This is a genomic window from Vreelandella sp. 21, assembly GCF_050995515.1.
In the GTDB taxonomy this organism is placed as follows: Bacteria; Pseudomonadota; Gammaproteobacteria; order Pseudomonadales; family Halomonadaceae; genus Vreelandella; species Vreelandella alkaliphila.
The window spans coordinates 3,342,787-3,367,103 of record NZ_CP194673.1 but is presented as its reverse complement, the minus strand read 5'-3'; the positions used below and the strand labels follow the sequence as shown (position 1 = coordinate 3,367,103).

General features: G+C 53.4%; 24 protein-coding genes. 21 read left to right on the top strand and 3 right to left on the bottom strand.

Going from position 1 to position 24,317, the window contains the following annotated elements; all coding sequences use genetic code 11:
* Positions 1-59 precede the first annotated feature (59 nt).
* From ACN06F_RS15375 to ACN06F_RS15285, 19 genes are all read left to right on the top strand, one after another.
* A complete protein-coding gene (locus ACN06F_RS15375; RefSeq protein ID WP_232482852.1) occupies positions 60-545 on the top strand; it encodes a helix-turn-helix domain-containing protein in 486 nt (161 codons plus the stop codon).
* Positions 545-1,117: a PIN domain-containing protein gene (locus ACN06F_RS15370; RefSeq protein WP_433924220.1), complete on the top strand. Its 573-nt coding sequence runs from the start codon at positions 545-547 to the stop codon at positions 1,115-1,117. Before ACN06F_RS15375 ends, ACN06F_RS15370 begins: the two co-directional genes overlap by 1 nt.
* Before the next feature lie 239 nt (positions 1,118-1,356).
* The gene (locus tag ACN06F_RS15365; RefSeq protein WP_433924219.1) at positions 1,357-2,127 is read left to right on the top strand and encodes an amino acid ABC transporter substrate-binding protein; all 771 of its coding nucleotides are present in this window, start codon (positions 1,357-1,359) and stop codon (positions 2,125-2,127) included.
* 96 nt (positions 2,128-2,223) lie between these two features.
* The gene (locus ACN06F_RS15360) at positions 2,224-2,892 is read left to right on the top strand and encodes an amino acid ABC transporter permease (RefSeq protein WP_089040744.1); all 669 of its coding nucleotides are present in this window, start codon (positions 2,224-2,226) and stop codon (positions 2,890-2,892) included.
* Positions 2,889-3,644: an amino acid ABC transporter ATP-binding protein gene (locus tag ACN06F_RS15355; protein ID WP_038478397.1), complete on the top strand. Its 756-nt coding sequence runs from the start codon at positions 2,889-2,891 to the stop codon at positions 3,642-3,644. Before ACN06F_RS15360 ends, ACN06F_RS15355 begins: the two co-directional genes overlap by 4 nt.
* Before the next feature lie 278 nt (positions 3,645-3,922).
* Positions 3,923-4,189, top strand: a complete 267-nt coding sequence (gene rpsT, locus ACN06F_RS15350; protein WP_009722795.1) for a 30S ribosomal protein S20 — start codon at positions 3,923-3,925, stop codon at positions 4,187-4,189.
* Positions 4,190-4,298: 109 nt separating this feature from the next.
* Entirely contained in the window at positions 4,299-5,876 is a 1,578-nt protein-coding gene (gene murJ / locus ACN06F_RS15345; protein ID WP_433924218.1) for a murein biosynthesis integral membrane protein MurJ, read from the top strand.
* 146 nt (positions 5,877-6,022) lie between these two features.
* Positions 6,023-7,060, top strand: coding sequence for a bifunctional riboflavin kinase/FAD synthetase (gene ribF, locus ACN06F_RS15340; protein ID WP_433924217.1), 1,038 nt, complete (start codon positions 6,023-6,025; stop codon positions 7,058-7,060).
* Between the two features lie 7 nt (positions 7,061-7,067).
* On the top strand, positions 7,068-9,899 hold the full coding sequence (ileS, locus tag ACN06F_RS15335; RefSeq protein ID WP_433924216.1) for an isoleucine--tRNA ligase: 2,832 nt from the start codon (positions 7,068-7,070) through the stop codon (positions 9,897-9,899).
* Positions 9,892-10,440 (top strand): signal peptidase II, encoded by a 549-nt coding sequence (gene lspA / locus ACN06F_RS15330; protein ID WP_089040749.1) that lies wholly within the window; start codon positions 9,892-9,894, stop codon positions 10,438-10,440. Before ileS ends, lspA begins: the two co-directional genes overlap by 8 nt.
* A gap of 27 nt (positions 10,441-10,467) precedes the next feature.
* A complete protein-coding gene (gene fkpB / locus ACN06F_RS15325; protein ID WP_083007155.1) occupies positions 10,468-10,911 on the top strand; it encodes an FKBP-type peptidyl-prolyl cis-trans isomerase in 444 nt (147 codons plus the stop codon).
* A gap of 55 nt (positions 10,912-10,966) precedes the next feature.
* Positions 10,967-11,947 (top strand): 4-hydroxy-3-methylbut-2-enyl diphosphate reductase, encoded by a 981-nt coding sequence (gene ispH / locus ACN06F_RS15320; RefSeq protein WP_120386316.1) that lies wholly within the window; start codon positions 10,967-10,969, stop codon positions 11,945-11,947.
* A gap of 63 nt (positions 11,948-12,010) precedes the next feature.
* A complete protein-coding gene (locus ACN06F_RS15315; RefSeq protein ID WP_433924215.1) occupies positions 12,011-12,412 on the top strand; it encodes a type IV pilin protein in 402 nt (133 codons plus the stop codon).
* Complete coding sequence (locus ACN06F_RS15310) at positions 12,413-12,820, top strand: type IV pilus modification PilV family protein (RefSeq protein WP_433924214.1); 408 nt, start codon at positions 12,413-12,415, stop codon at positions 12,818-12,820.
* A gap of 13 nt (positions 12,821-12,833) precedes the next feature.
* Positions 12,834-13,307 (top strand): PilW family protein, encoded by a 474-nt coding sequence (locus ACN06F_RS15305; protein ID WP_433924213.1) that lies wholly within the window; start codon positions 12,834-12,836, stop codon positions 13,305-13,307.
* A 29-nt stretch (positions 13,308-13,336) separates the two neighbouring features.
* Positions 13,337-13,825 (top strand): pilus assembly PilX family protein, encoded by a 489-nt coding sequence (locus ACN06F_RS15300; RefSeq protein WP_433924212.1) that lies wholly within the window; start codon positions 13,337-13,339, stop codon positions 13,823-13,825.
* Between the two features lie 49 nt (positions 13,826-13,874).
* Positions 13,875-14,897 (top strand): tryptophan--tRNA ligase, encoded by a 1,023-nt coding sequence (locus tag ACN06F_RS15295; RefSeq protein ID WP_433924211.1) that lies wholly within the window; start codon positions 13,875-13,877, stop codon positions 14,895-14,897.
* A 137-nt stretch (positions 14,898-15,034) separates the two neighbouring features.
* Positions 15,035-16,246, top strand: coding sequence for a YeeE/YedE family protein (locus ACN06F_RS15290; protein ID WP_433924210.1), 1,212 nt, complete (start codon positions 15,035-15,037; stop codon positions 16,244-16,246).
* Positions 16,247-16,425: 179 nt separating this feature from the next.
* Complete coding sequence (locus tag ACN06F_RS15285; RefSeq protein WP_095603758.1) at positions 16,426-18,105, top strand: NAD-dependent malic enzyme; 1,680 nt, start codon at positions 16,426-16,428, stop codon at positions 18,103-18,105.
* A 93-nt stretch (positions 18,106-18,198) separates the two neighbouring features.
* On the opposite strand, the gene acnA is transcribed toward ACN06F_RS15285, so the two are convergent.
* Positions 18,199-20,931 carry an aconitate hydratase AcnA gene (acnA, locus tag ACN06F_RS15280; protein WP_433924209.1) on the bottom strand — a complete coding sequence of 911 codons (2,733 nt, stop codon included), beginning with the start codon at positions 20,929-20,931 and terminating at the stop codon, positions 18,199-18,201.
* A 272-nt stretch (positions 20,932-21,203) separates the two neighbouring features.
* On the opposite strand from acnA, the gene trxB reads away from it, so the two are divergent.
* Positions 21,204-22,154 carry a thioredoxin-disulfide reductase gene (trxB, locus tag ACN06F_RS15275; RefSeq protein ID WP_095603760.1) on the top strand — a complete coding sequence of 317 codons (951 nt, stop codon included), beginning with the start codon at positions 21,204-21,206 and terminating at the stop codon, positions 22,152-22,154.
* A 28-nt stretch (positions 22,155-22,182) separates the two neighbouring features.
* Here trxB and ACN06F_RS15270 read toward each other — a convergent pair whose 3' ends face one another.
* On the bottom strand, positions 22,183-22,707 hold the full coding sequence (locus ACN06F_RS15270) for a GspH/FimT family protein (RefSeq protein ID WP_038478354.1): 525 nt from the start codon (positions 22,705-22,707) through the stop codon (positions 22,183-22,185).
* A gap of 79 nt (positions 22,708-22,786) precedes the next feature.
* Here ACN06F_RS15270 and thiO point away from each other — a divergent pair, with 79 nt between their 5' ends.
* Complete coding sequence (gene thiO / locus ACN06F_RS15265; protein WP_433924208.1) at positions 22,787-23,896, top strand: glycine oxidase ThiO; 1,110 nt, start codon at positions 22,787-22,789, stop codon at positions 23,894-23,896.
* Between the two features lie 32 nt (positions 23,897-23,928).
* Here the strand turns inward: thiO and ACN06F_RS15260 are convergent, their stop codons facing one another.
* Positions 23,929-24,195, bottom strand: a complete 267-nt coding sequence (locus tag ACN06F_RS15260; RefSeq protein ID WP_038478351.1) for a PP0621 family protein — start codon at positions 24,193-24,195, stop codon at positions 23,929-23,931.
* Positions 24,196-24,317 lie beyond the last annotated feature (122 nt).

The following is a 24,317-nucleotide window of genomic DNA, read 5'->3' as shown; positions in this document are numbered from 1 at the left end:
ACAGATAACAGCCAGTCACGATTTCGAAAAATTCGAATAAATTGTTTTCTGGGTGCATAATGGCATATATGACACCTGAGGAGATGAAAATGGGATCGTTGTCTAATTTGCTACCTAGCCAAGAAGAGGCTGCTCTGGCTAAGCTCTCCAGTCGTGAACTTGCGGCACATGTTGAAACGCGAGCTTCCACACAACATGTCGCTATTACTGATAAAGATGGGCATATTCATCAAGTTGAAGTCCCTGTGAGTGCTTTGCGCCTGCTGATCGATATTTTGACCGAGCTCGGTGATGGTAATACGGTAAAGCTAATTCCTGTTCATGCTGAAATGACCACTCAGGAGGCGGCGGATGTGCTCAACATGTCACGACCGACATTAATTAAAGTGCTGGATGAAGGAAGAATTCCTTATCATCGTGCTGGAAATCGGCGAAAACTCAAATACACCGATGTGATGGCTTATAAAACCAGCGTAGATCAAAAACGTTTGCAAGTACTTGAGGAGTTGTCGGAGCTCGATCAGTCGCTGGGTCTGGGGTATTGATGAGTTCTTACTATACTGTCGTATACGATGCATGTGTGCTTTATCCAGCCCCGCTAAGAAGTTTTTTGATTCACTTGGCTATGACGGATCTTTATCGAGCACGCTGGTCGCAACTAATCCATGACGAATGGATGCGTAATCTATTGGAGCAACGTAGCGACTTAACTTGGGCGCAGTTGGAGCGTGTTCGTGACTTGATGGATAAGCACACACGAGATGCGGTGGTATCAGGGTTTGAGCCATTGATTGATGGGTTATTGCTTCCCGATCCAGATGACCGTCATGTGCTGGCCTGTGCTATTCATAGCGGTGCAGAAGCTATCATTACGTTTAACTTAAAGGATTTTCCTGATCATGCTTTAGCACAATACGATATTAGGGCAATACATCCTGATGAATTCATTTCGGATATGTTGGCCTTGAGCCCAGGGCATGTTGTCCAAGCCGTTCAAAATCATCGTAAAAGCCTAAAAAAACCACCTTTTAGTATCAGTGAATATCTAGACTTGCTGTTTAATCAAAGACTTCCCGAGTCAGTGAGTGAGTTAAGGCGCTTTGGGTCGCTGTTTTAGAGGGCGCGCGGCTCTCTTTTGATTTGGTGTTAGTTGGGCGATTACGCTGAGTACTTCCTTTATCATCACGATAGCACCACCAGTTGCCCCTAAATTCCAAAAAGAACTAAAAAATAAGTTTATTATTTCTTTTTTGCTGGTATCTTGGTCTCATTGCACTGGTGAATATTCGACGAACGTCGCAACCAGTGCCCACGTTTAAAGCAGGGTGCTTAGGTGCCCTAGAGGGGGAAATGAATATGGCGAATGTGAGCCGTTGGAAAAAAGCCGTTGCCGTTCTTTCGCTTAGCGTTGTAGGTGGTGTGCTGTCTGCCGCTGCTTACGCGGATACGCTGCGCGTCGGCATGTCTGGGGGGTATTTCCCCTTTACGTTTGTTGAGCGTGATGAGCTGAAAGGCTTTGAAGTCGATGTTATGAACGCCGTTGGTGATGTGACTGGCGATGAGATTGAATTCGTGACAGCGAGTTTCTCTGGTTTGGCGGGCATGTTGGAATCGGGGCGCATTGATACCATTGCCAACCAAATCACCATTACCGATGAGCGCAAAGCGAAGTACGCCTTCACCGCTCCGTATGTTTACGATGGTGCCCAGGTCGTTGTGCGGGCAGGTAACGACACTATTCAAGGTGTTGAAGATTTATCCGGTAAAAGCGTTGCGGTCAATCTAGGCTCTAACTACGAGCAACTGCTGCGTGAACAGCCTAATGCCGATGAGATCGATATCCGTACTTACGAATCCAACGTCGAGCAGGATGTGGCGCTTGGCCGTATCGATGCATTTGTGATGGATCGCGTTAGCGCTAGCCAAGTGATCAGCGAGCGCGGCTTGCCGCTTGCATTGGCTGGCCAGCCGTTCACCATCATAGAAAACGCGCTGCCGTTTCGTGATGATAAAGAGGGCCGTGCTCAGCGTGACCGCGTAGATGCCGCCCTGGAAGAGTTGCGTGAAAACGGTACATTAGGTGAAATATCGCAAAAATGGTTCGATACTGATATCACTCAGCCATAATCGCGGCTTTACCTCGTGACGGCTATCTTTAGTTTGCGGCCGTGGCAATGCCACGGCCGTTTTGCTTATTGCGACTAAGCTAACGTTGGAATAACCATGCTGAATGTGGAGTATATGTGGGGCCTGTTGCCGGTCCTACTGAGCTATTTACCGTTAACGCTGCAAATGGCGAGCATCGCCATGCTGTTGGCGCTGATCATTGCCTGCCTCTTGGCGGTCATCCGGGTATCGCGAGTGCCGGTATTGAACGGCGCGGCAATGCTGTTTATCTCGTTTTTTCGTGGAACGCCGCTGTTAGTACAGCTATTTTTGTTCTATTACGGCTTACCCCAACTGATTAACGCGTTGATTTCCATCAACGGAGTGACGGCCGCGGTGCTGGGCTTAACGCTGCACTTTTCGGCCTACATGGCGGAATCCATTCGCGCGGCGATTGTCGGTATTGACCGCAGCCAAACCGAAGCGGCGCTGTCCATCGGTATGACCCAGTCTCAATTGATGCGACGGATTATTCTGCCTCAAGCCACCCGCGTGGCAACGCCAACGCTGATGAACTACTTCATCGATATGATTAAAGCGACTTCCCTGGCGTTTACCCTGGGTGTTACCGAAATGATGGGCGCTACCCAAAAAGAAGCCTCGGGCAGCTTTCTCTATCTGGAAGCATTTCTGCTGGTGGCGATTATTTACTGGGTGGTGGTGGAAGCGCTTTCCTGGGGCCAGCGCCGTCTGGAAACGTATCTGAATAAGGCGTACCAGCGATGATCACCCTCGAATCTGTCAGTAAGCGTTTTGGCCAGCAGCCAGTATTTACCGACGTTGATTTGCACCTGGAACAGGGTGAAATTATCGTCATTATTGGTCCCTCGGGTACCGGTAAGTCAACCCTGCTGCGCTGTATTAACTTTCTAGAACGCCCAGAAGCGGGACACATCACGGTGGGCGATTTAAGAGTCGATGCCCGGCGTGCTAGTCGTGCCGATATTCTGGCGCTACGCCGACGCACCGCTTTCGTATTTCAGAACTATGGGCTGTTTGCCAACAAAACGGCGTTAGAAAATATCAGCGAAGGCATGATTGTCGTGGATAAGCTGCCTAAGGCTCAGGCGCACGCTCGGGCAAGGGAGATTTTAGAGCGCATTGGCTTGGCCGATAAGGCAGATGCTTACCCAGCATCGCTTTCCGGTGGCCAACAGCAGCGGGTAGGCATTGGGCGTGCGATGGCCGCGAATGCCGATGTGATTCTATTTGACGAGCCAACCTCGTCGCTGGACCCGCAATGGGTGGAAGAGGTGCTGAGCTTAATGAAACAGCTCGCCGCCGAGCAGCAAACCATGATTGTGGTGACCCACGAAATGCAGTTCGCTAGAGACGTCGCCGACCGGGTGGTGTTTATGGATGAAGGACAAATTGTCGAACAAGGGCCGCCTGAAGCGCTGTTCACCAACCCTCAAGATGAGCGGACGCGCCGTTTTCTGCGCAAAATTCTGGCGCCAACGGGGCAGGCATTGCCATAACGGGTGAGTGGCAATCCGTGCAGGAAAAGCATTGACAAGCGCTGGCAAGCCCGCTTAACGCGTGATAGACTATGCCATCCTCTCAGACAAGACCCGTGGACGGGCAGATTTTGAACTGCTCGTTACACCATTTGGCAGTATTTTAATTGCTTCCAAATCAATTGGTTATTGTGGAAAGATTCTGACGGAAATGTCGTGTCCTTGCCTACGCAAACCGACAAACACATAGTTAATCCGTTGCCATTTATTGGCAACCTTTATTCTCCAAGGAGATACCTGTGGCGAACAGCAAGCAAGCACGCAAGCGCGCCCGCCAGGCCGAGACTCGTCGCGTCCTGAAAGCCAGCCAGCGCAGCATGGTCCGCACCTACATCAAGCGTGTGATCAAAGCGATCAGCACCGGCGATCATGGCAAAGCGATGGAAGAGTTCCGGGCAATGCAGCCGGTTGTCGACCGCATCGCTGATAAAGACGTTCTTTCTAAGAAGAAAGCTGCACGTCTGAAAAGCCGCTTGAACAAGCGCATTAAGGCTCTGGCGGCGTAAGCCGGCAGGCGCCATAAAAAAACCGGCTGCGGCCGGTTTTTTTGTGTCTATACGTCGCGTTGCCCGCGGCGACGTTGGATCTCTTGTTTTAGTTGCTATGGATTGAGTGATGACCGCCAACACGCCACCGCAAGCAAACATGTCGCCCCCGCGCCGCGGGCTGATGCGCTCTGGGTTAGTGGTCAGTGCCATGACTATGTTGTCGCGTGTGATGGGGTTGGTGCGCGATGTGGTGGTGGCCACCTTTTTGGGGGCGGGAAGCGGGGCCGATGCGTTCTTCGTTGCGTTTAAAATCCCTAACTTTCTGCGCCGTTTGTTTGCCGAAGGGGCGTTTAACCAAGCCTTTGTGCCGGTGCTTTCAGAGTATTCAACCCAGCGCAGTAAGCAGGAAATTCGCGAGCTACTGAATGCGGTAGCGGGCAGCCTGACAGCTATTTTGGCGCTAATAACAGCGTTGGCGATGCTGGGCGCCCCGTGGCTGGTGTGGGTATTTGCCCCCGGCTTCGGGCGCGACCCCGAAAAGCTGGCCATGACGGCCGACATGCTACGCCTGACGTTCCCCTATTTGCTGCTGATTTCGTTAACCGCTTTTTCGGGTAGTGTGCTGAACACCTGGAACCGCTTTGCGGTGCCCGCGTTCACCCCCGTGCTGCTGAATATGTCGCTGATTGGCGCGGCGCTGCTGCTAATGCCGTTAATGGAAGAACCCGCCATGGCGCTAGCCTGGGGGGTGTTGATTGCGGGTGCTGCCCAGTTAGCGTTTCAGGTGCCGTTTTTGCTGCGCCTTGGGTTGCTGCCGACGCCGTGGCCAAATTTTGCCCACGAAGGCGTGAAGCGCATTCTGAAGCTCATGGCGCCCGCGCTGTTTGGCGTGTCGGTATCGCAAATTAACTTACTGCTGGATACGGTGCTGGCCTCGTTGTTAACGGCGGGCAGCGTGTCTTGGCTGTACTATTCGGATAGGTTGGTTGAACTTCCGCTTGGGGTCTTCGGTGTGGCGATTGGCACAATTATTTTGCCTGCACTTTCCAAGCGTCATGCGGAGCAGTCCACCGAACACTTTTCAGCGATGCTAGACTGGGCCATTCGCGTTGTGCTGCTATTGGGGGTGCCTGCCGCGCTGGCACTGGCCGTGCTGGCAGAACCGTTTTTGATTACCTTGTTCCACTACGGGGCAATGACCGATACCGATATTCAAATGGCCGCCATGAGCCTACGCGCTTACGCCTTTGGATTGGTGGCGTTTATGCTGATCAAGGTGTTAGCACCGGGCTTCTTTGCTCGTCAGGATACTAAAACACCGGTCAAAGTGGGCATTATCGCCATGGTGGCTAACATGGTGTTCAACCTGCTGTTAATTTGGCCGCTTGCTCACGCAGGCTTGGCATTGGCGACTGCACTGTCGGCATTTTTAAATGCTGGGCTGCTGGGATATCTGCTCTATCGCCAGAAGGTGTTGATCTTTCAGCCGGGGTGGGGGCGCTACGCAGTACAACTGGTGGGCGGTAGCGCGTTGATGAGTATTGCGCTTTATCTGGCTGCCCCCGACTGGCAGGAGTGGCTTGATTTTGAACTGTGGCAGCGCATTCGCTGGGTAGCAGGGTTAGTGGTGCTGGGTGGTGGGCTTTATTTTGCCTGGCTGACCGCGTTTGGCCTGCGGCTGCGTCACTTTAAGATGAATAGCTGATGCGCAAACAGGCAGCGTTAGGGTGATTAAAAAGGTGATGTCAGGGCGAAAGTAATCTTCCCCTGCACCTGATCAGCACGTTCGTTATAATCAAACGCTTTTAGACGGCAAACGCTTTTAAAAAAGGCTTTTAAAAAAGAGGTGCCATGCACGTCATTCGAGGTCTGCACAATCTGACAGCGGCTCATCGGGGCTGCGTTGCCACCATCGGTAATTTTGATGGTGTGCATCGCGGCCATCAGGCGATCCTGCAGCAGTGCCGTGAGCATGCGGCGCGCTTGAAGGTGCCGTTGACCGTGGTGGTGTTTGAGCCTCAGCCGCGGGAGTTTTTTGCCGGTGATCAAGCACCGCCGCGGCTTACCCGCCTGCGTGAAAAAGTTCGCTTGCTGCGTGATCATGGTGCCGAACAGGTGCTGTGCCTGCCTTTCAACGATGCCTTGCGCAGCCTGACCGGGCGCGAGTTTATCGATCAAGTGCTAATTAAGGGCTTGGGGGTGAAGCATCTGGTGGTGGGTGATGACTTCCGCTTTGGCTGCGACCGCCGTGGCGACTTCACCTTGCTTAAAACTGTCGGGCAGGTGGAAGGGTTTGGTGTAGAGCACACGCGCACCTTTAAAGTTGATGACGAGCGGGTATCCAGTTCACGCGTGCGTACCTTACTGGCCAGCGGTAACTTTGACGTGGCTGCACGCCTGCTTGGCAGGTCGTATTCACTGCATGGCCGTGTGGTACGCGACCAGCAGCTAGGGCGCACTATTGGTGTGCCCACTGCTAACCTGCCGTTGTTGCCTCAGCCATTAACGCTGCGCGGCGTGTTTGCTGTGGTGGCAGAGCTGGCTAATGGTCAGCGTTATCCCGCCGTGGCGAATGTTGGCTTTCGGCCAACGGTAGGGTCTAAACGCCCCACGCTGGAAGTTCATCTGTTGGATTTTTCAGGCGATCTCTATAGTCAGCGGCTGACGGTTTACCCCTGCGCGCGTTTGCGTGGGGAAGTGAAGTTTGACGACTTTGATGCGCTAAAAACGCAAATTGAACACGATCAAGCCAGAGCGCGCCGCTACTTTGCAGCAGCGGGTGCTGGCTGCATGAATTCTCTTCCGCTGGCCTCGGCCCCGCTTGGGCGTGAGACCGCTTCTTCTGATTTCTCTTCGGCGGATAACGCCGCCGATGCTAACGACGGCTGACCGGACTATGGATTATAAGCACACGCTAAACTTGCCAGAAACCGACTTTCCTATGCGCGGCATGCTGCCGAAGCAGGAGCCAGGGCGCGTTTCTAAATGGCAGGATATGAACCTATACCAGCGCTTGCGCGATGCCCGCGCGGGTGCGCCGCTGTTTGTTCTGCACGATGGCCCTCCCTACGCCAACGGCAGTATCCATATTGGTCACGCTCTCAATAAAATCCTTAAAGACATTATTGTTAAGTCGAAGAATCTGGCAGGCTTTGATGCCCCTTACGTGCCAGGCTGGGATTGCCACGGTCTGCCTATTGAGCACAAGGTAGAAACCACCCACGGTAAACATTTGGCCGCGGATAAAGCCCGCGAGCTTTGCCGTGAATATGCCGGTGCGCAGATCGAAACGCAGCTAGCTGACTTTGTTCGTCTGGGCATCATCGGTGACTGGGATCACCCTTACCGCACGATGGATTATGCCAATGAAGCAGGCGAAATCCGTGCCTTGGCGGAAATGGTGGATGCGGGCTATGTGTTCAAAGGCTTAAAGCCGGTTAACTGGTGCTTTGATTGTGGCTCGGCCTTGGCTGAAGCGGAAGTTGAATATGCCGATAAAAAATCCGACGCCATCGACGTCGCTTTCCCGGTAGAAGATGCCGACAAGCTAGCGGCGGCCTTTGGCCTAAGCGAATTGCCCAAACCTGCGGCGGTGGTGATCTGGACCACCACGCCTTGGACAATCCCCGCTAACCAGGCGTTGAACGTTCACCCTGAGTTTACCTATGCGCTCGTGGATACCGGCGAACGCCTGCTACTGCTCGCAGAAGAGCTGGTAGAAAGCTGTTTAGAGCGTTTTGAGCTGACGGGCAGCGTAATCGCTACCGCGCAAGGTGCAGCGCTTGACCTGATCAACTTCCGTCATCCGTTCTATGACCGCCTCTCGCCGGTTTACCTAGCGGATTACGTTGAGTCCGAAGTTGGTAGCACAGGTATCGTTCACTCAGCGCCTTCTTACGGTATGGATGACTTTATTACCTGCCGTGAGCATGACATGAGCTTTGACGACATGCTTAACCCAGTGCAGGGGAACGGTGTCTACGCCGATGATCTGCCGTTCTTCGGCGGCCAGATGATCTGGAAAGCTAACCCGCATATCGTTGAGAAGCTGCGCGAGGTTAATGCGCTAATGGCGCACACGCCCATCAAGCACAGCTATATGCACTGCTGGCGCCATAAGTCCCCGGTGATTTATCGTGCCACCGCCCAGTGGTTTGTGGGCATGGATATTCAAGGTAAAGACGGCAAAACCCTGCGTGAGCGGGCGTTGGAAGGCATCGAAGCCACCGAATTTACCCCCGCGTGGGGCAAGGCGCGTCTGCATAGCATGATCGCTAATCGTCCGGATTGGTGTATCTCTCGCCAGCGTAACTGGGGCGTGCCGATTCCGTTCTTCTTGCATAAGCAAACCGGCGAGCTGCACCCCAATACGGTTGAGTTGATGGGAGAGGCGGCTAAACGCGTCGAGCAAGAGGGTATTGAAGCGTGGTTTAAACTCGACCCTGCCGAGCTACTCGGTGCCGAAGCTGCTGAGTACGACAAAGTCACCGATACATTGGATGTCTGGTTTGACTCTGGCTCCACGCATCGTCATGTGCTGCGTGGCTCGCATCCTCATGGTCATGAAAGTGGCCCGCGTGCTGATTTGTACCTGGAAGGCTCGGACCAGCACCGTGGCTGGTTCCATTCGTCGCTACTAACCGGATCGGCGATTGACGGTCATGCGCCATATCGTCAGCTGCTAACCCATGGCTTTACCGTCGATTCACAGGGCCGTAAGCAGTCCAAATCGCTGGGGAATGTGGTCGCGCCGCAAAGTGTGATGGATAAGTTAGGCGCTGATATTTTGCGCCTTTGGGTCGCGTCTACCGACTACTCCGGTGAAATGGCGGTGTCTGACGAAATCTTGAAGCGTACCGCCGATGTGTATCGTCGTATCCGTAACACTGCACGCTTCTTGCTTTCTAACTTGAATGGTTTTGATCCGGCTAATGATCAGGTGGCCTTTGGCGATATGTTGGCGCTGGATCAGTGGGTTGTTGACCGTGCGGCACAGCTGCAAGGGCGTATCGAAAAAGCCTATGAAGAGTACCGTTTCCTGGATGTGTATCAGCAGGTACACGGTTTCTGCGCACGGGAATTAGGCGGCTTCTACCTGGATGTCATCAAGGATCGCCAGTACACCACCCAAACGGATTCACTTGCCCGCCGTAGCGCGCAAACCGCGCTTTATCATGTGGTTGAAGCGCTGAGCCGCTGGATTGCACCGATCCTGTCGTTTACCGCTGAGGAGATCTACGAGCATATTCCTGGCAAGCGTGGCGACAGCGTACTGCTGGAAACTTACTACACTGGGCTTGGCACCTTAGATGATGGCGCTGAGCTGGGCCGTGCCTTCTGGGAGCAAGTGCTGGAAGTGAAGCATTCGGTGAACAAGTGCTTGGAAGACGCCCGTAATGCCAAAGTCATCAAGGGCAGCTTGGCGGCGGAAGTTACGCTGTACGTGAGCGATGAACTGAACGCTACGCTGTCCAAATTGGGCGACGAGCTGCGCTTCGTGATGCTCACCAGTGAAGTCCATCTAGCACCGCTGGCGGATGCTGCTAACGCAGAGAGCACCGAGCTTGAAGGTTTGAAAGTGGCGGTTAGTGGAAGCGAGCACCAGAAGTGCGAGCGCTGCTGGCACCATCGTGCTGATGTAGGCACTCATGCTGAGCATTCTGACCTGTGTGGTCGCTGTATCAGCAATCTTCCAGAAGGCAGCGGCGAGATTCGTTACTATGCCTAACACTGCGTCAACCACCAATGATCCACACCAGCGGCCGCCGATGCGGCGGCCGCTGCGCTGGCTGTGGCTAGCGGTGGCGATCATCGTGTTAGATTTGCTGACCAAATACACCGCCAGCCATTTGTTGAATTATGCCCAGCCCGTTGAGGTGCTGCCGTTTTTCAACCTGACGCTGCTGCACAATACTGGCGCTGCGTTCAGCTTTTTAGCGGACCATCCCGGCTGGCAGCGCTGGTTTTTTGCGCTGATTGCCATTGGTGCCAGCATTGGCTTAACCGTCTGGCTTTCCCGCGTTAAGGCGGATGAAAAACTGCTGGCCGTGGCGTTGCCGCTGATTATTGGCGGTGCCCTGGGTAATCTGTATGACCGTTTAGTACATGGCTATGTGGTGGACTTTTTATCGTTCCATGCCGCTGGTTGGTACTATCCTGCCTTTAATGTGGCGGATATCGGCATTACGCTTGGGGCGGTGGGGTTAATTTGGGAGTCGATAATGGGTGATCGACGTCGTAAGAAAGCCGCGCTACAGCAGCGTGATTGAAAGCCATAGAGTGACGAGTGAGGAACCATGGACTACCTAATTGACGATGGTATGGAAATTACCCTGCACTTCACGCTGAAGCTGGAAGATGGCACGGTAGTCGATTCCACCAAAGAGAAAGCCCCGGCGACGTTCCAGTATGGCGACGGTAACTTGCCCCCTGGTTTCGAACACCCGATTAAAGGGATGGCCGCAGGCCAGAGCGGGGCGTTTCAAATCACGCCTGAGCACTCCTTTGGGCAACATAACCCGCAAAATATTCAAACGCTGAAGCGCGCCGATTTCGGTGATGAAGCACCTGAAATCGGTATGGTGATGTCATTTGCCGATAAAGCGGGAACGGAATTGCCTGGCGTGGTCAAAACCATAGATGGCGACCGTGTGGAAGTGGACTTTAACCATCCGCTAGCAGGCCGCACGTTGACGTTTGAAGTCGATGTGCTGAACGTAACGCCCATCACCAAACACTGATTTTAAGCACTCGTTTTCATTTAACAGGCGATGCAAGTTGCATCAAGGCGCTTTTATGCAGTCATCAGAGTCCTCTCAGCCAATACAGATCAAGCTGGCGAACCCGCGCGGTTTTTGTGCTGGCGTGGATCGCGCGATCGACATCGTCAACCGCGCGCTAGATGTCTTCGGCCCGCCCATTTACGTGCGCCACGAGGTGGTACATAACCGCTTTGTGGTTGAAACATTGCGCGAACGTGGCGCGGTGTTCGTTGAAGAGCTGCATGAAGTGCCTGACGATGTGATCGTGATTTTCTCGGCTCACGGTGTCTCCCGTGCCGTGCAACAAGAAGCTGAGCAGCGTGGTCTCAAAGTCTTCGATGCGACCTGTCCATTGGTTACCAAAGTGCATTTGGAAGTGTTGCGTTATGCTAAGCGCGGCCAAGAGTGCATTTTGATTGGTCACGAAGGCCATCCGGAAGTCGAAGGCACTATGGGGCGTTACGACACTTCCCACGGTGGCCAGATTTACCTGGTCGAAGATGAGCAGGACGTGGCGAAGTTGGGCGTCAACGACCCGTCTGCGCTGGCGTTTGTGACTCAAACCACGCTCTCGATGGATGACACCGCTAAGGTGATTGATGCGTTGCGGGAGAAGTTTCCAGAGATCCAGGGGCCGCGCAAAGATGATATCTGTTATGCCACTCAAAACCGTCAGGATGCGGTGCGTGAGCTAGCGGCAGATAGCGACTTGGTGTTGGTCGTCGGCAGCCCCAATAGCTCCAACTCTAATCGCCTGCGCGAGCTTTCCGAGCGTATGGGCACGCCTGCCTATTTAATCGATAATGCCGACCAAATTGCGCCAGCGTGGCTGGAAGGTGTTAGTCGTATTGGTGTCACCGCCGGGGCCAGTGCGCCAGAAGTGCTGGTGAAAGGTGTTATCGATAAGCTTCAAACATTTGGCGCAGAGGTGCCTGTTGAGCTGCAGGGCCGCGAAGAAAATATTACCTTCTCTATGCCGAAAGAGCTGCGTGAGCAGGTGATTGTAAGCGACTGATGCAAAGCATATCGGTTTGCGACATACTCAGCGTATGGGCCAACTGATACAGGAGCGCGTTCAGTGCCTTTGCCTTTTGCTAACCGTGCTGGGCGCCAGGAAGCTCGTCAGCACGGTTTTACGCTCATTGAAATGCTGATTGTCGTCGCTATCATTGGCATAGTGGCGGGCATTGCCTACCCCAGTTACACCCGCTATGTTGAGCGTTCGCTACGCACAGATGCCCATGCTGGCCTGTTGCAGGCCGCCGCCGAGCTTGAGCGCTGCTACTCCCGCCAATACGCTTATGCCGACTGCTCATTTACTCCCTCTTCTCCCGATGGTAACTACACGATTACAGCCGATGACGGCGGTGAGGACGATGGCGGGTTTTTACTGACGGCGGCAACATCACAAACTGACGGTTGTCACAGCGATATTCAATTTAATGCGCGGGGCGAGCGCCTGCCTGAGGCGTGCTGGTAGATGGTTAGGCAAAGCGGCCTTTCGCTAATCGAGGCGCTTATCGCGCTGGTGATTTTAGCGTTTGGGCTGATAGGCGTCGCCGCGATGCAGGTGACAGCACTGCAAAGCGCTAGTGCAGGCTACACGCAGTCGCTAGCGAACGTCGCAGCGGTAGATGCTCAAGAGCGGATATGGGCAGCGCTTTCCTCATACCAAGACTGTGACACGATTCCGTTAGCCACCATTGAGTCCGCATGGCACAGCCATTGGTTTGTAGGCCAACAGGCGGCGCTTGGCTATGCCCAGGGGCAAGAGAGTCGTATCGACCGCCAAGGCTGCCGGTTTGATGTGGTGGTGCGCCTGCGGACTGAGCCTAATGAGTCCGACGATATCTTCAACTACGTGTTCCAACTTCCCAATCAGCCGTAAAGGTGGGCCTGCCATGGATGTGCAGCGCGGTTTTACGTTAACAGAGCTACTGGTCGCCATGGCCATTGGTATGGTGGTGATTCTAGGTGCTGGACAGCTTTTCTTAAGCACCTTTCATACGTTTAAGCAGGTGGATCAATTGGGGCGGAATCAGGAAGCGCTTCTTTACGCGGCGACATCGATTACCGACACCCTACGCAGGCACGGCGCTACCGATTCAAACGGAGCGCCTTTTTTTCGCTTGCAGTGCGTGGTGATTAAGTCTGGCTGTCGCTGCACGGTTCAAGATATGCAGGAGGCTCAGCCGCTGGTCACCTTTGATTATGACGCTGGGGCTAGCTGTGAGCGAGACGAACCGCTTGGAGCACCCGCCACCAATGGGGTTAGCGTGGTGTCACTGCCATTAGGTCGGCAAGGGGCCAATATCGATTTCCACGTTACCCATCGAGAGGCTGTTCTACAGCCTACGTTTTCGGCTAGCCCATGAGATGTATAGAGTGTGAGCAAGGAGGCGATATGCAGCTTAGACCGCAGGAGCAGGGTGCTGCGCTAGTTGTGGTGATGGCGCTGTTAGCTAGTGCGTTGATTATTGGCGTTATCTGTGTGCAATCTGCGTTTGTGGATGAACGCTTAGCGAGTAATTACCGGGCATCGACGTTAGCGCAAATGCGCGCTGAAATAGCCGCCTCGCAAGCAGTGGCCTCTTTTAGTGAATTGGCGTGGGGAGGTAACGTGCTCACCATCAATAGCGATCAAACTCTCCGCTGGGAAGATGTCGTAGCGCACCCATTAGCCACGCTGCTTGGCGATGACTGCGAACATAATAGCTGCTTATTTATGCCCATTGAACGTGACGGCCAGCCTTGGGTCGTGGCGTTAGGTGCGGTTATTACTAATGCCAATACCGATAGTGAAACGTTACTGGCACAGAGCCTACCTGTATTTATCAAAGTAGAGGAGAGTGAGGAAAGCCATCAGACACAGGCGACGGTGGTTTGGCATTAAGTGTACAATGACTTACCTTTTTTGACCTTTATCCAGCTGGATCCACATTATGAGTCAGACAGCCAAAACCCGCGTGCTGACCGGGATTACCACGACCGGAACGCCACATCTTGGTAACTATGTCGGGGCTATTAAGCCTGCCATTGAGGCAAGCCAAGACCCCAATGTACAGTCGTTTTACTTTCTTGCTGACTATCACGCGCTGATCAAATGCCAAGATCCGAAGCGTGTGCAAGAGTCGCGTCTGGAAATTGCCGCCACGTGGCTTGCGCTAGGGTTAGATACCGATAACGCCATTTTTTATCGTCAGTCGGATATCGCTGAAATTCCCGAATTAATGTGGATGCTGTCTTGTGTGTGCGCCAAGGGGCTAATGAACCGCGCCCACGCATACAAAGCAGCGGTTGCCGAGAATGAAGAAGCCGGTGACCAAGACCCTGATAAAGGCGTCACCATGGGCTTGTTCGGTTACCCGGTGTTAATGGCCGCCGACATCTTAATGTTTAATGCCAATAAAGTGCCGGTAGGGCGCGACCAAATTCAGCACATTGAAATGGCGCGTGATATCGCTGGACGTTTCAACCACATGTTTAAAGGCCAGTATTTCACTCAGCCTGAAGCCGTTGTGGATGAAAAAGGCGAAGTGTTGAAGGGCTTAGACGGTCGTAAAATGTCCAAAAGCTATAACAATACGATCCCGCTTTTCTCTAGCGAGAAAAAACTGCAGAAGCTGGTGCGCAAAATCAAAACCAACTCACTGGAACCCGGTGAGCCCAAAGACCCAGACACCTGCACGCTGTTCCAGATATTCTCAGCGTTTGCCAGCAATGAGGAAGCCGCTGCACTCCGCGAGCAGTACGTGGCAGGTATCGGCTGGGGCGATGCGAAGAACCAGGTGTTCGATTACTTGAATGCGCACTTAAGTGCCCCCCGCGAGCGTTACATCGCGCTCATGGAAGACCCAGCGCATATCGAAGCGGTGCTGCAAAAAGGTGCCGATCGCGCTAGAGAAGAAGCCGCCATTACCATGGATCGCTTACGTTCCGCGGTAGGCTTAGGGCGCTTTGTTTAATATTCTTTAAAAGCATATGCACTGCTGAATAAAGAATTTCCAGCGTTCTACAGCCAGCGTTAGGCTTATTATTATTGTCCCACTCAGCCAAGCGCCTGTTTTTAACAGGCGCTTTTGGCGTAGTTAGAAGGTGAGCTATGTCGACGATTTCTGCAGTGGCACCTAGTCAGAACCGGGTGCCATTACTCTCAACGGCAGCCATCGTGCTGGGCGCGGTGATTATTGGTGTCGTGTTTGGCGCCAATATTGGTCTATTAATGATTGTTGGCGGCTTGCTTGGGCTGGTGCTGTATCACGCGGCATTTGGCTTTACTGCTGCTTGGCGGGTATTTATCACCGAGCGGCGGGGACGTGGTTTGCGCGCCCAAATGGTGATGTTGGCGATTGCGGTGGTGCTATTTTTCCCGGCGTTAAGCGCTGGTTCGCTGTTTGGCACCAGCGTGAGTGGTTTTGTTGCGCCGATTGGTATTTCTGTCGTGGTGGGGGCGTTTATCTTTGGTGTGGGCATGCAGTTAGGTGGCGGATGTGCGTCGGGCACGCTGTTTACTGCAGGTGGTGGTAATGCACGAATGTTAATTACGCTGCTGTTCTTTATTGTCGGGTCGGTGATTGGTTCAGCGCATTTTACCTGGTGGCAGAGCTTGCCAGCGTTTCAGCCTGTGTCGCTGGTGAATGTGGCAGGTGCTGGCGGTGGTATCGCGATTAGTTTGGTGCTGTTTACAGCGATTGCTGCGTTTACTGTGATTATGGAAAGGCGTCGCCATGGCCACTTGGAGCAGGCACCGCTGGTCGACAAGCCTGGCAGTCAGCGCTGGTTAACGGGTCCATGGCCGTTGATTGCTGGCGCAGTGGCGCTAGCGCTACTCAATTTCGCAACATTAGCCCTTGCTGGTCGCCCTTGGGGTATTACCTCTGCGTTCGCGTTGTGGGGTGCGAAAGGGTTTGAACTCGTTGGTGGTGATGTCAGTCAGTGGGGTTATTGGCAAGCGCCGGGTAATGCTGCGGCATTAGAGGCGAGTGTATGGAGTGATATCACGACGGTGATGAATGTTGGCATCATGCTGGGTGCGCTTGCCGCAGCGAGCCTAGCTGGGCGCTTTGCTCCCAACTTCCGTATCCCGTTTAAATCCCTATTAGCGGCTGTCATTGGTGGCATCATGCTGGGGTATGGCGCGCGACTGGCATTTGGTTGCAATATTGGCGCTTACTTCAGCGGTATTGCCTCTGGCAGCTTACATGGCTGGATATGGATGGTTGCGGCGTTCGCTGGCAACATGGTGGGCGTAAAGCTACGGCCGTTCTTTTTTAACGGTGTTGAAGGCCGCAAACCTGTCGCTAAAAGCTGCTAGTGGTTGATCAGTTTTAAGGCTTTTTATGAGCGCCTTGGTAGCTACCAAGGCGTTTTTTTATTGCCATTATTTATGTCCCTCCCACCTTTGTCGTATTAGCGTGTTACATTACGGATAAACGCCGCCAACGCCCAGCGTTGCTGCATTGCAATAGCAATCGACATAAAAAGAGAGTGCCTATGTCTACGATGAGTAAACGCCCCCTGTACATTCCTTACGCCGGTCCTTCTTTGCTTGAAATGCCGCTATTGAACAAAGGCAGCGCGTTTACTCAAGAGGAGCGGCTAGCGTTTAACTTGATTGGTTTGTTGCCGCAAAAAGTGGAGACCATTGACGAGCAGTTGTCGAGGGCTTATCGCCAGTATCAACAGTGTCATAGTGATTTAGAGAAGCATATTCATTTGCGTGCCATCCAAGACGACAATGAAACGCTTTACTTTCGCTTGGTCTCCCAGCATCTGGAAGAGATGTTGCCGATTATTTATACCCCCACGGTTGGGCAGGCATGTCAGGAGTTCTCTAATATTTATCGCAATCACCGGGGGCTGTTCATCAGCTATCCGGATCGCGAGCATATGGACGATATCCTGCGCAGTGCCACCAAAGATAACGTTAAGGTGATTGTTGTCACCGATGGCGAGCGGATTTTAGGGCTGGGTGATCAGGGGATTGGTGGAATGGGCATTCCCATCGGTAAACTGGCACTTTATACCGCTTGTGGTGGTATTAGCCCCGCCTATACGTTGCCGATTATGATTGATGTGGGCACTAACAATCAGGCATTGCTGGATGACCCTATGTATATGGGCTGGCGTCATGAGCGGGTTAGTCAGGAAGAGTACGATGCGTTTATGGGGGAGTTTATTGCCGCTGTAAAACGTCGCTGGCCGAACGTTCTGCTGCAGTTCGAAGACTTTGCCCAGGCCAATGCGGTACCGCTTTTAGAGCGCTACCGTGACGATTTGTGCTGCTTTAATGACGATGTGCAAGGTACCGCATCAGTTGTGGTGGGCACCTTAATGGCGGCGTGCCAGGCCCGCGAGGAAACGATTGCCCAGCAGCGCGTAGTGTTTGTTGGTGGCGGTTCGGCAGGCTGTGGTATTGCTGAGCAGGTGGTCGTGGCCATGCAGGCAGAAGGTCTGACTGAAAGCGAAGCACGGGCGCGAATATTTATTGTTGATCGAGATGGGTTGATGACCACGGATCAGCCTTGGCAGCGGGATTTTCAGCGCCGTTTGGCCCACGATTCTGAGCTGGTTGCTAACTGGAATGGGCAAGGGCTTGAAGAAACCATTGCCCAAATGAAACCAACGATATTGATTGGTGTGTGCGGCAAGCGCGGTATTTTCACCGAACAAGTGGTGCGCACCATGCACGCGGGCTGCGAACATCCGGTGATTATGCCGCTGTCGAACCCTACTTCTCAGGCAGAAGCGGTACCCGAAGATGTGATTCGCTGGACCGACGGCCAAGCGCTAGTCGCGACTGGTAGCCCTTTTGCACCGGTGGTGTATAACGGCCGCACCTATCCAATTGCCCAGTGCAACAATGCCTATATTTTCCCCGGTATTGGCTTAGGTGTGATTGCCGCGAATGCTAATCGCGTTACTGATGAAATGTTGATGAGCGCCTCTCGGGCGCTGGCGCGCGAAGCGCCGCTGGTTAAGGAGGGCAAGGGCGCACTGCTACCGCCGTTGTCGCGGATTCGTGATATTAGTAAATCGATCGCCTTTGAAGTCGCTGCCCAGGCCCAGCAAAACGGCGTGGCGCTTAAAACAAGCGGCACCGAACTACGTGAGCGTATTGAGAGAGCGTGCTGGTCGCCTGAATACCGTGCTTATCGTCGCAGGGCTTTCTAAGTTTAATAACGGGAAGCGAAACAGCAAAGTGAGCGCAAAAAAAAAAAGCCCCCACCATGGTGGGGGCTATGCAAGCATTGGTAGGTTTTGCCTTTAAGCTGCGCCGATCATTTTGCGCAACACGTAGTGAAGGATACCACCGTGGCGGTAGTAAGCCAGCTCATTGACGGTATCAATTCGGCACTTGGCATCAACGGTGCGCTCCCCATCGTCATTTTTGATGACAATTTTCACGCTGCCTCCTGGGCTTAAATCGCTTAAGCCAGCAATTGATATCTCTTCATCACCGGTCAAACCAAGCGTTTCACGGCTTTCACCTTCAGGGAACTGCAGCGGTACCACGCCCATTCCAATTAGGTTTGAGCGGTGAATACGTTCATAAGACTCGGCAATAACCGCGCGCACACCCAATAAGCGGGTGCCTTTTGCTGCCCAGTCCCGTGAAGAGCCGGTGCCATACTCTTTACCAGCAATCACCACTAGGGGAGTGCCTTCCTCCTTATATTTCATGGCGGCATCGTAAATCGCCATTTGCTCGCCGCTGGGAACGTGGCGGGTCTCACCACCAACAACTCCGTCCAGCATTTCATTTTTAATGCGCACGTTGGCAAAGGTGCCACGCATCATTACTTGATGGTTACCTCGACGTGAGCCGTAGGAGTTGAAGTCGACGGGCTTCACGCCGTGCTCTTGCAGATAACGACCCGCAGGGCTATCGGGTTTGATAGAGCCCGCTGGGGAGATATGGTCGGTCGTCACCGAGTCGCCTAGCAGGGCTAACACGCGGGCGCTTTCCACATCTTCAATGGCGTCCGGCTCACGCTCCATGCCTTCGAAAAACGGCGGGTGCTGAATGTAGGTCGATTCAGGCCACTGGTAAACTTTGCTTTCAGGAACGTTGATGGCTTTCCAGGTATCGTCGCCTTCAAATACCGCACCATACTCTTTGCGGAACATCTCAGTGTTGACCTGTTCAACGGCAGTGGCGATATCTGCTTGAGAAGGCCAGATGTCTTTGAGATAAACCGGGTTGCCGTCATTGTCCTGGCCGAGTGGGTCGGTCGTTAAGTTGCACTGTACGTTACCGGCTAACGCATAGGCGACCACCAAGGGCGGTGAGGCGAGCCAGTTCGTTTTGACTAGCGGGTGCACACGGCCTTCAAAGTTACGGTTGCCTGAAAGCACCGATGCCACGGCAAGGTCGCCGCTGTTGATCGCTTTTTCGATCTCATCGGGCAGCGGGCCGGAGTTGCCGATACATGTTGTACAGCCATAACCCACTAAGTTAAAGCCCAGTGCATTCAGGTCATCGCTTAAGTTCGCGGCTGCTAAGTAATCGGTCACCACTTTGGAGCCGGGGGCAAGCGAGGTCTTAACCCAAGGTTTCGTGGTAAGCCCCTTTTGGCGTGCATTACGTGCCAGCAGCCCGGCTGCCATCATGACGCTTGGGTTGGAGGTGTTGGTACATGAGGTGATAGCGGCAATTACCACGGCACCTGGATCGAGGCTGAAATCCTTATCGTTAAGTTTAACGGCTTGGCTGGTGTCATGTTTAAAGCTCCTCTCAACCCCCACCGCGGTTTGGCCGCCTTCCGAGGAGAGTTTTCCTTTTGCGGTTGTGTCCGCGCTGGTGTCCTCTTGCATGAACTTGTCAAAGGCGGCAGCCATGTCTTTCAACGCCACACGATCTTGGGGGCGTTTGGGGCCGGCAAGACTTGCTTCTACTTCGTCCATGTCAAGGCTGAGAGAGTCGGTAAAGACCGGCTCATCGCCAGGTTCGCGCCATAAGCCCTGCGCTTTGCTGTATGCCTCTACCAATGCAATTTGGTCATCTTCACGGCCGGTAAGACGCATGTAGTTAAGCGTTTCGTCGTCTACTGGGAAAAAGCCGCAGGTAGCGCCATATTCCGGTGCCATATTGGCAATAGTGGCGCGGTCGGCCAGCGGCAAGTCTTTAAGACCGTCACCGTAGAATTCAACAAACTTACCCACTACGCCTTTTTTACGCAGCATTTCAGTGACGGTAAGCACGAGATCGGTGGCAGTAATGCCTTCGCGCAGTTTGCCGTTAAGCTTGAAGCCAACGACTTCCGGAATCAGCATCGAGACCGGCTGACCAAGCATGGCGGCTTCCGCTTCGATACCGCCGACGCCCCAGCCTAGTACGCCCAGGCCGTTGATCATAGTAGTGTGGGAGTCGGTGCCGACTAAGGTGTCGGGGTAGGCAAACATCTGGCCATCCTGCTCTTTTGTCCACACTGCGCGACCCAGGTACTCGAGGTTAACCTGGTGGCAAATGCCGGTGCCGGGCGGTACAACGCTAAAGTTGTCGAACGCTTGCTGGCCCCAACGCAGAAACTCGTAGCGCTCACGGTTGCGCTGCATTTCGATATCGACGTTTTCTTGAAACGCGGCGGCGTTGCCGAATTTGTCGACCATCACCGAGTGGTCAATAACTAGATCAACAGGAGAAAGTGGGTTAATACGGGCGGGATCTTCGCCGAGCTTCTCAACGGCAGCGCGCATAGAGGCAAGATCTACAACCCCTGGCACGCCAGTGAAATCTTGCATGAGGACACGGGCAGGGCGGTAGCCTATTTCACGGCTTGATTTGCCCTCTTTTTGCCAGTCCACTAGCGCCTGAATGTCCTCTTGATCAACACTTTCGTCATCGCCAAAGCGCAGCTGGTTTTCGAGCAGAATTTTGAGCGTTTTGGGTAGCCGGTCAATGTTGCCGAGCGCGTCGGCGGCTTTTGGCAGGCTATAGTAATGATACTGCTGGTTGCCTACTTCTAGCGTGGTGAGCGTATCGGGTATCTTGCCCATTGGTCTCTCCTTTGATTGCTTGGCCTTAAGCGAACTGCTGATCACAATTTGCTGATCGCAACGCTTAGGCGCGACGGTCACTGCTTTTCTTTAATGTGGCTTATCCCCAGTATGGCTTATCTTGTTAATAGCACATGGGTGTTTCACCCCCAGCTTTCAAGGCGTCTTCGCCTAATAGCGAAGGCTAACCCTTGTAATTGCTTGTACTTGACGCCATTTCAGGCAGACTCTCTTGCAAACGATATCTGCTCAATTGTGACAAAGGTGGTGTCATGGAAACGCGTCATGAACGTTTAATTATTCTTGGTTCCGGCCCTGCCGGGTATACGGCAGCGGTGTACGCAGCCCGTGCTAACTTAAAACCGCTGCTGATTACCGGCCTGCAGGCAGGTGGCCAATTGACCACCACAACCGATGTCGATAACTGGCCCGGCGACGCACAAGGTGTTCAGGGGCCAGATTTGATGGAGCGCATGAAGCAGCACGCTGAGCGTTTTAATACGGAAGTGCTGTTCGACCATATCAATGAGGTCAGCTTAGGTGAGAAGCCGTATACCTTAAAAGGGGACAGCGGAATTTACACCTGTGATGCGCTGATTATTGCCACCGGTGCCAGCGCACGCTATCTGGGCTTGCCAACCGAGCAGCAATTTATGGGGCAAGGGGTATCTGCGTGTGCTACCTGCGATGGCTTCTTTTATCGCAATCAAGAAGTGATTGTGGTGGGAGGCGGCAACACCGCTGTTGAGGAAGCGCTGTATCTCTCAAATATCGCCTCTAAGGTTACCTTGGTGCATCGTCGCGATACGTTGCGCGCCGAGAAAATCCTGCAGGATAAGCTGTTCGAAAAAGTCGAAGCAGGCAAAATTGCTCTTGAGTGGTTCTATGAAGTGGACGAGGTGCTGGGCGATAACACTGGTGTCACTGGCGTGCGCGTTAAGTCTACTAAAGATGGTTCTACCAAAGAGATTCACGCGCCAGGGTTGTTTATCGCTATCGGCCACAGCCCCAATACAGGAATTTTCGAAGGCCAACTGGAAATGAACGGCGGTTACATCAAGGTGAAATCAGGTCTTGAAGGCAATGCTACCGCCACCAGCGTGCCTGGCGTCTTTGCCTGTGGTGACGTGATGGATCATATTTATCGCCAAGCCATTACCTCTGCCGGCAGTGGCTGCATGGCAGCGCTAGATGCTGAGCGCTATCTGGATGGCATCGCCTGAGTTAGCTGTGGTTAAACGCCTGTCGTGATCAACAATCGGCGGGCGTTTCATCGATGCGCAGGCGACCCAGTCGGCTGAGCACGAGCACTTTTCCTGGAGCGCTTGCCGCACATATATAAAAACTGCCATTGAAGCCGTTTGCGTGGCCAAGCGTACTATAGCTCACACGCCGTCTGTTACGATTATAAGTGACGGTAGTTGCCTGCTCTTTAGGGAAGACACGAACAACATCGCTGCTGGTTATTTGATTTATCGCGTCCCCCTTGATGACCAGTAGCGCGTTACTCCAGTCGCTGGTGCAGGTGTTTCTTTGCTGATTGGTTGGGCAAACCGTGGCCGTTTTACGCTGCGTGATGGCTGTGTTGCGAGCCAACGAAAAGGCAGACTGCAATCTGTTAATATCGGCGGTAACGGCTGTGCTTCGGCCAAGTGCTTGAAAGTTTGGCACTCCCCAGGCGGCTAAGGCTGAAATAAGCAGAAGAGCAATAATAAGTTCGATCAGGGTAAAGCCTTGGATACGCGTGTGTGGAACGCCGTTATTGTTAGCTGGCATGGTGACTCCAGGCGTGTGTTTTTTCTACAGCCTACCTCGCGGTGATCGTTTTTTATGTAAGCCAAAGCGGACAAACGTTGTGAGCAATTTCTTAATTATTGGCGGTGGCGTGATCGGTATGATGACGGCACTGCAGCTAGCAGATGCTGGCCAGCAAGTTACTTTAGTGGAGCGCGGCATTTGCGGGCAGGAGTCTTCTTGGGCAGGTGGTGGCATTGTCTCGCCGCTTTACCCATGGCGGTATGCGCCGCCCATCTCGCAACTTTCGCGCTGGTCAGAGGGCGTGTATCCCACTTTGTCGCTACGCTTGTTGGAAGAAACCGGTATTGATCCTGAATATCGCCAAAAAGGGCTGCTCTATCTTAACGTTGACGATGCTGACACTGCGCTTGGTTGGGCGAGAGGCTTAGCCAAGCCGCTGGAGCGTGTTAGCGCTGACTTTGTTCGTCAGAAGGAGCCCATGGTGGCTGCTGCCCAGGAGAGTGCGTTGTGGATGCCGACACTCGGTAGTGTGCGCAACCCACGTCTGGGACAGGCGTTGCGCGCTCGGCTGCTGGCAATGCCGAACGTTGTGCTGAATGAAGGCTGTGAGGTAAATAGTTTTATAACGCATGACCAACAGGTGTTGGGCGTTGCGACCGCGCAAGGGGAGCTGCGCGCTGAAAAGGTGGTGGTATGTGGTGGCGCCTGGACAGCCAGGCTGTTAGAAAGCTTAACGATTCGCCTGCCGGTACGCCCCGTAAAAGGCCAAATGATTGCTTATCAAGCGCCGCAAGGATTGGTGCAGCGCGTGGTATTGAAAGATGGTCGCTATATTATCCCGCGTAGCGATGGGTTGCTGTTGGTAGGCTCAACCTTAGAAGAAGCGGGTTTTGATAAAACGACCGACAGTGAAGCACTGGCGTCACTCAAACAGACAGCTGAAAGCATTGTACCTGCGTTGTCAGATTGCCCGGTTGCTTATCATTGGGCAGGGCTGCGCCCTGGCTCCCCGGATGGCATTCCATTTATTGGGGCATTGCCAGGGTGGTCCGATGTTTACGTCAATGCTGGCCACTACCGCAATGGGTTAGTGCTTGCACCAGCCTCTACCCATGTATTGGTTGATCAGCTATTAGGGCGTGAGCCACTTATCGACCCAGCGCCCTTTCAGCCGACGGTAGATCGATTAATCACGGATTTGGCATAGCTTATGGCTGATACTGTCTATCGGTAGCGGTTTTAATCGCGGTTCTGCTTATCTTGTTGCTCTTGCAAAAAACGATCCCGATGAGCGCTTGAGCAAAACCACTGTTCGCTATCGCGTAGGGCTTCCTCTTCCGGAACATGGACATCGCACCAGCGGCAGCGCACCATTTGTCCGCCTTCATGGCGTTCGGGTTCACTCTGTTGGTGGGAAAGTTTGCGCTCTCGGTAGAGACCATAAAGTTTCAGGCCCACATAGAACAGCACGGCAAAAATAATCAGCCGAATGATCAAAAGGTTCATCCTCTATGACTCCCATGGTGGGATGTAATAATAGCTAGAGTAACATGAGCGCCGGCTAACCTTTGCCAGTTGGCAGCCCTTGCGGGACAATGTACTTAGGTGAGCGGCAACGTGTTCTAAAG

Coding starts and splice junctions, on each gene's coding strand:
- ACN06F_RS15295 (WP_433924211.1), top strand. CDS start 13,875: ATGAGTCAGACAGCCAAAACCCGCGTGCTGACCGGGATTACCACGACC.
- lspA (WP_089040749.1), top strand. CDS start 9,892: ATGCCTAACACTGCGTCAACCACCAATGATCCACACCAGCGGCCGCCG.
- ACN06F_RS15375 (WP_232482852.1), top strand. CDS start 60: ATGGCATATATGACACCTGAGGAGATGAAAATGGGATCGTTGTCTAAT.
- ACN06F_RS15310 (WP_433924214.1), top strand. CDS start 12,413: ATGGTTAGGCAAAGCGGCCTTTCGCTAATCGAGGCGCTTATCGCGCTG.
- fkpB (WP_083007155.1), top strand. CDS start 10,468: ATGGACTACCTAATTGACGATGGTATGGAAATTACCCTGCACTTCACG.
- ACN06F_RS15290 (WP_433924210.1), top strand. CDS start 15,035: ATGTCGACGATTTCTGCAGTGGCACCTAGTCAGAACCGGGTGCCATTA.
- ACN06F_RS15360 (WP_089040744.1), top strand. CDS start 2,224: ATGCTGAATGTGGAGTATATGTGGGGCCTGTTGCCGGTCCTACTGAGC.
- ACN06F_RS15305 (WP_433924213.1), top strand. CDS start 12,834: ATGGATGTGCAGCGCGGTTTTACGTTAACAGAGCTACTGGTCGCCATG.
- trxB (WP_095603760.1), top strand. CDS start 21,204: ATGGAAACGCGTCATGAACGTTTAATTATTCTTGGTTCCGGCCCTGCC.
- murJ (WP_433924218.1), top strand. CDS start 4,299: ATGACCGCCAACACGCCACCGCAAGCAAACATGTCGCCCCCGCGCCGC.
- ribF (WP_433924217.1), top strand. CDS start 6,023: ATGCACGTCATTCGAGGTCTGCACAATCTGACAGCGGCTCATCGGGGC.
- ACN06F_RS15365 (WP_433924219.1), top strand. CDS start 1,357: ATGGCGAATGTGAGCCGTTGGAAAAAAGCCGTTGCCGTTCTTTCGCTT.
- acnA (WP_433924209.1), bottom strand. CDS start 20,931: ATGGGCAAGATACCCGATACGCTCACCACGCTAGAAGTAGGCAACCAG.
- ispH (WP_120386316.1), top strand. CDS start 10,967: ATGCAGTCATCAGAGTCCTCTCAGCCAATACAGATCAAGCTGGCGAAC.
- ACN06F_RS15355 (WP_038478397.1), top strand. CDS start 2,889: ATGATCACCCTCGAATCTGTCAGTAAGCGTTTTGGCCAGCAGCCAGTA.
- ACN06F_RS15300 (WP_433924212.1), top strand. CDS start 13,337: ATGCAGCTTAGACCGCAGGAGCAGGGTGCTGCGCTAGTTGTGGTGATG.
- ACN06F_RS15270 (WP_038478354.1), bottom strand. CDS start 22,707: ATGCCAGCTAACAATAACGGCGTTCCACACACGCGTATCCAAGGCTTT.
- ileS (WP_433924216.1), top strand. CDS start 7,068: ATGGATTATAAGCACACGCTAAACTTGCCAGAAACCGACTTTCCTATG.
- ACN06F_RS15370 (WP_433924220.1), top strand. CDS start 545: ATGAGTTCTTACTATACTGTCGTATACGATGCATGTGTGCTTTATCCA.
- ACN06F_RS15285 (WP_095603758.1), top strand. CDS start 16,426: ATGTCTACGATGAGTAAACGCCCCCTGTACATTCCTTACGCCGGTCCT.
- ACN06F_RS15260 (WP_038478351.1), bottom strand. CDS start 24,195: ATGAACCTTTTGATCATTCGGCTGATTATTTTTGCCGTGCTGTTCTAT.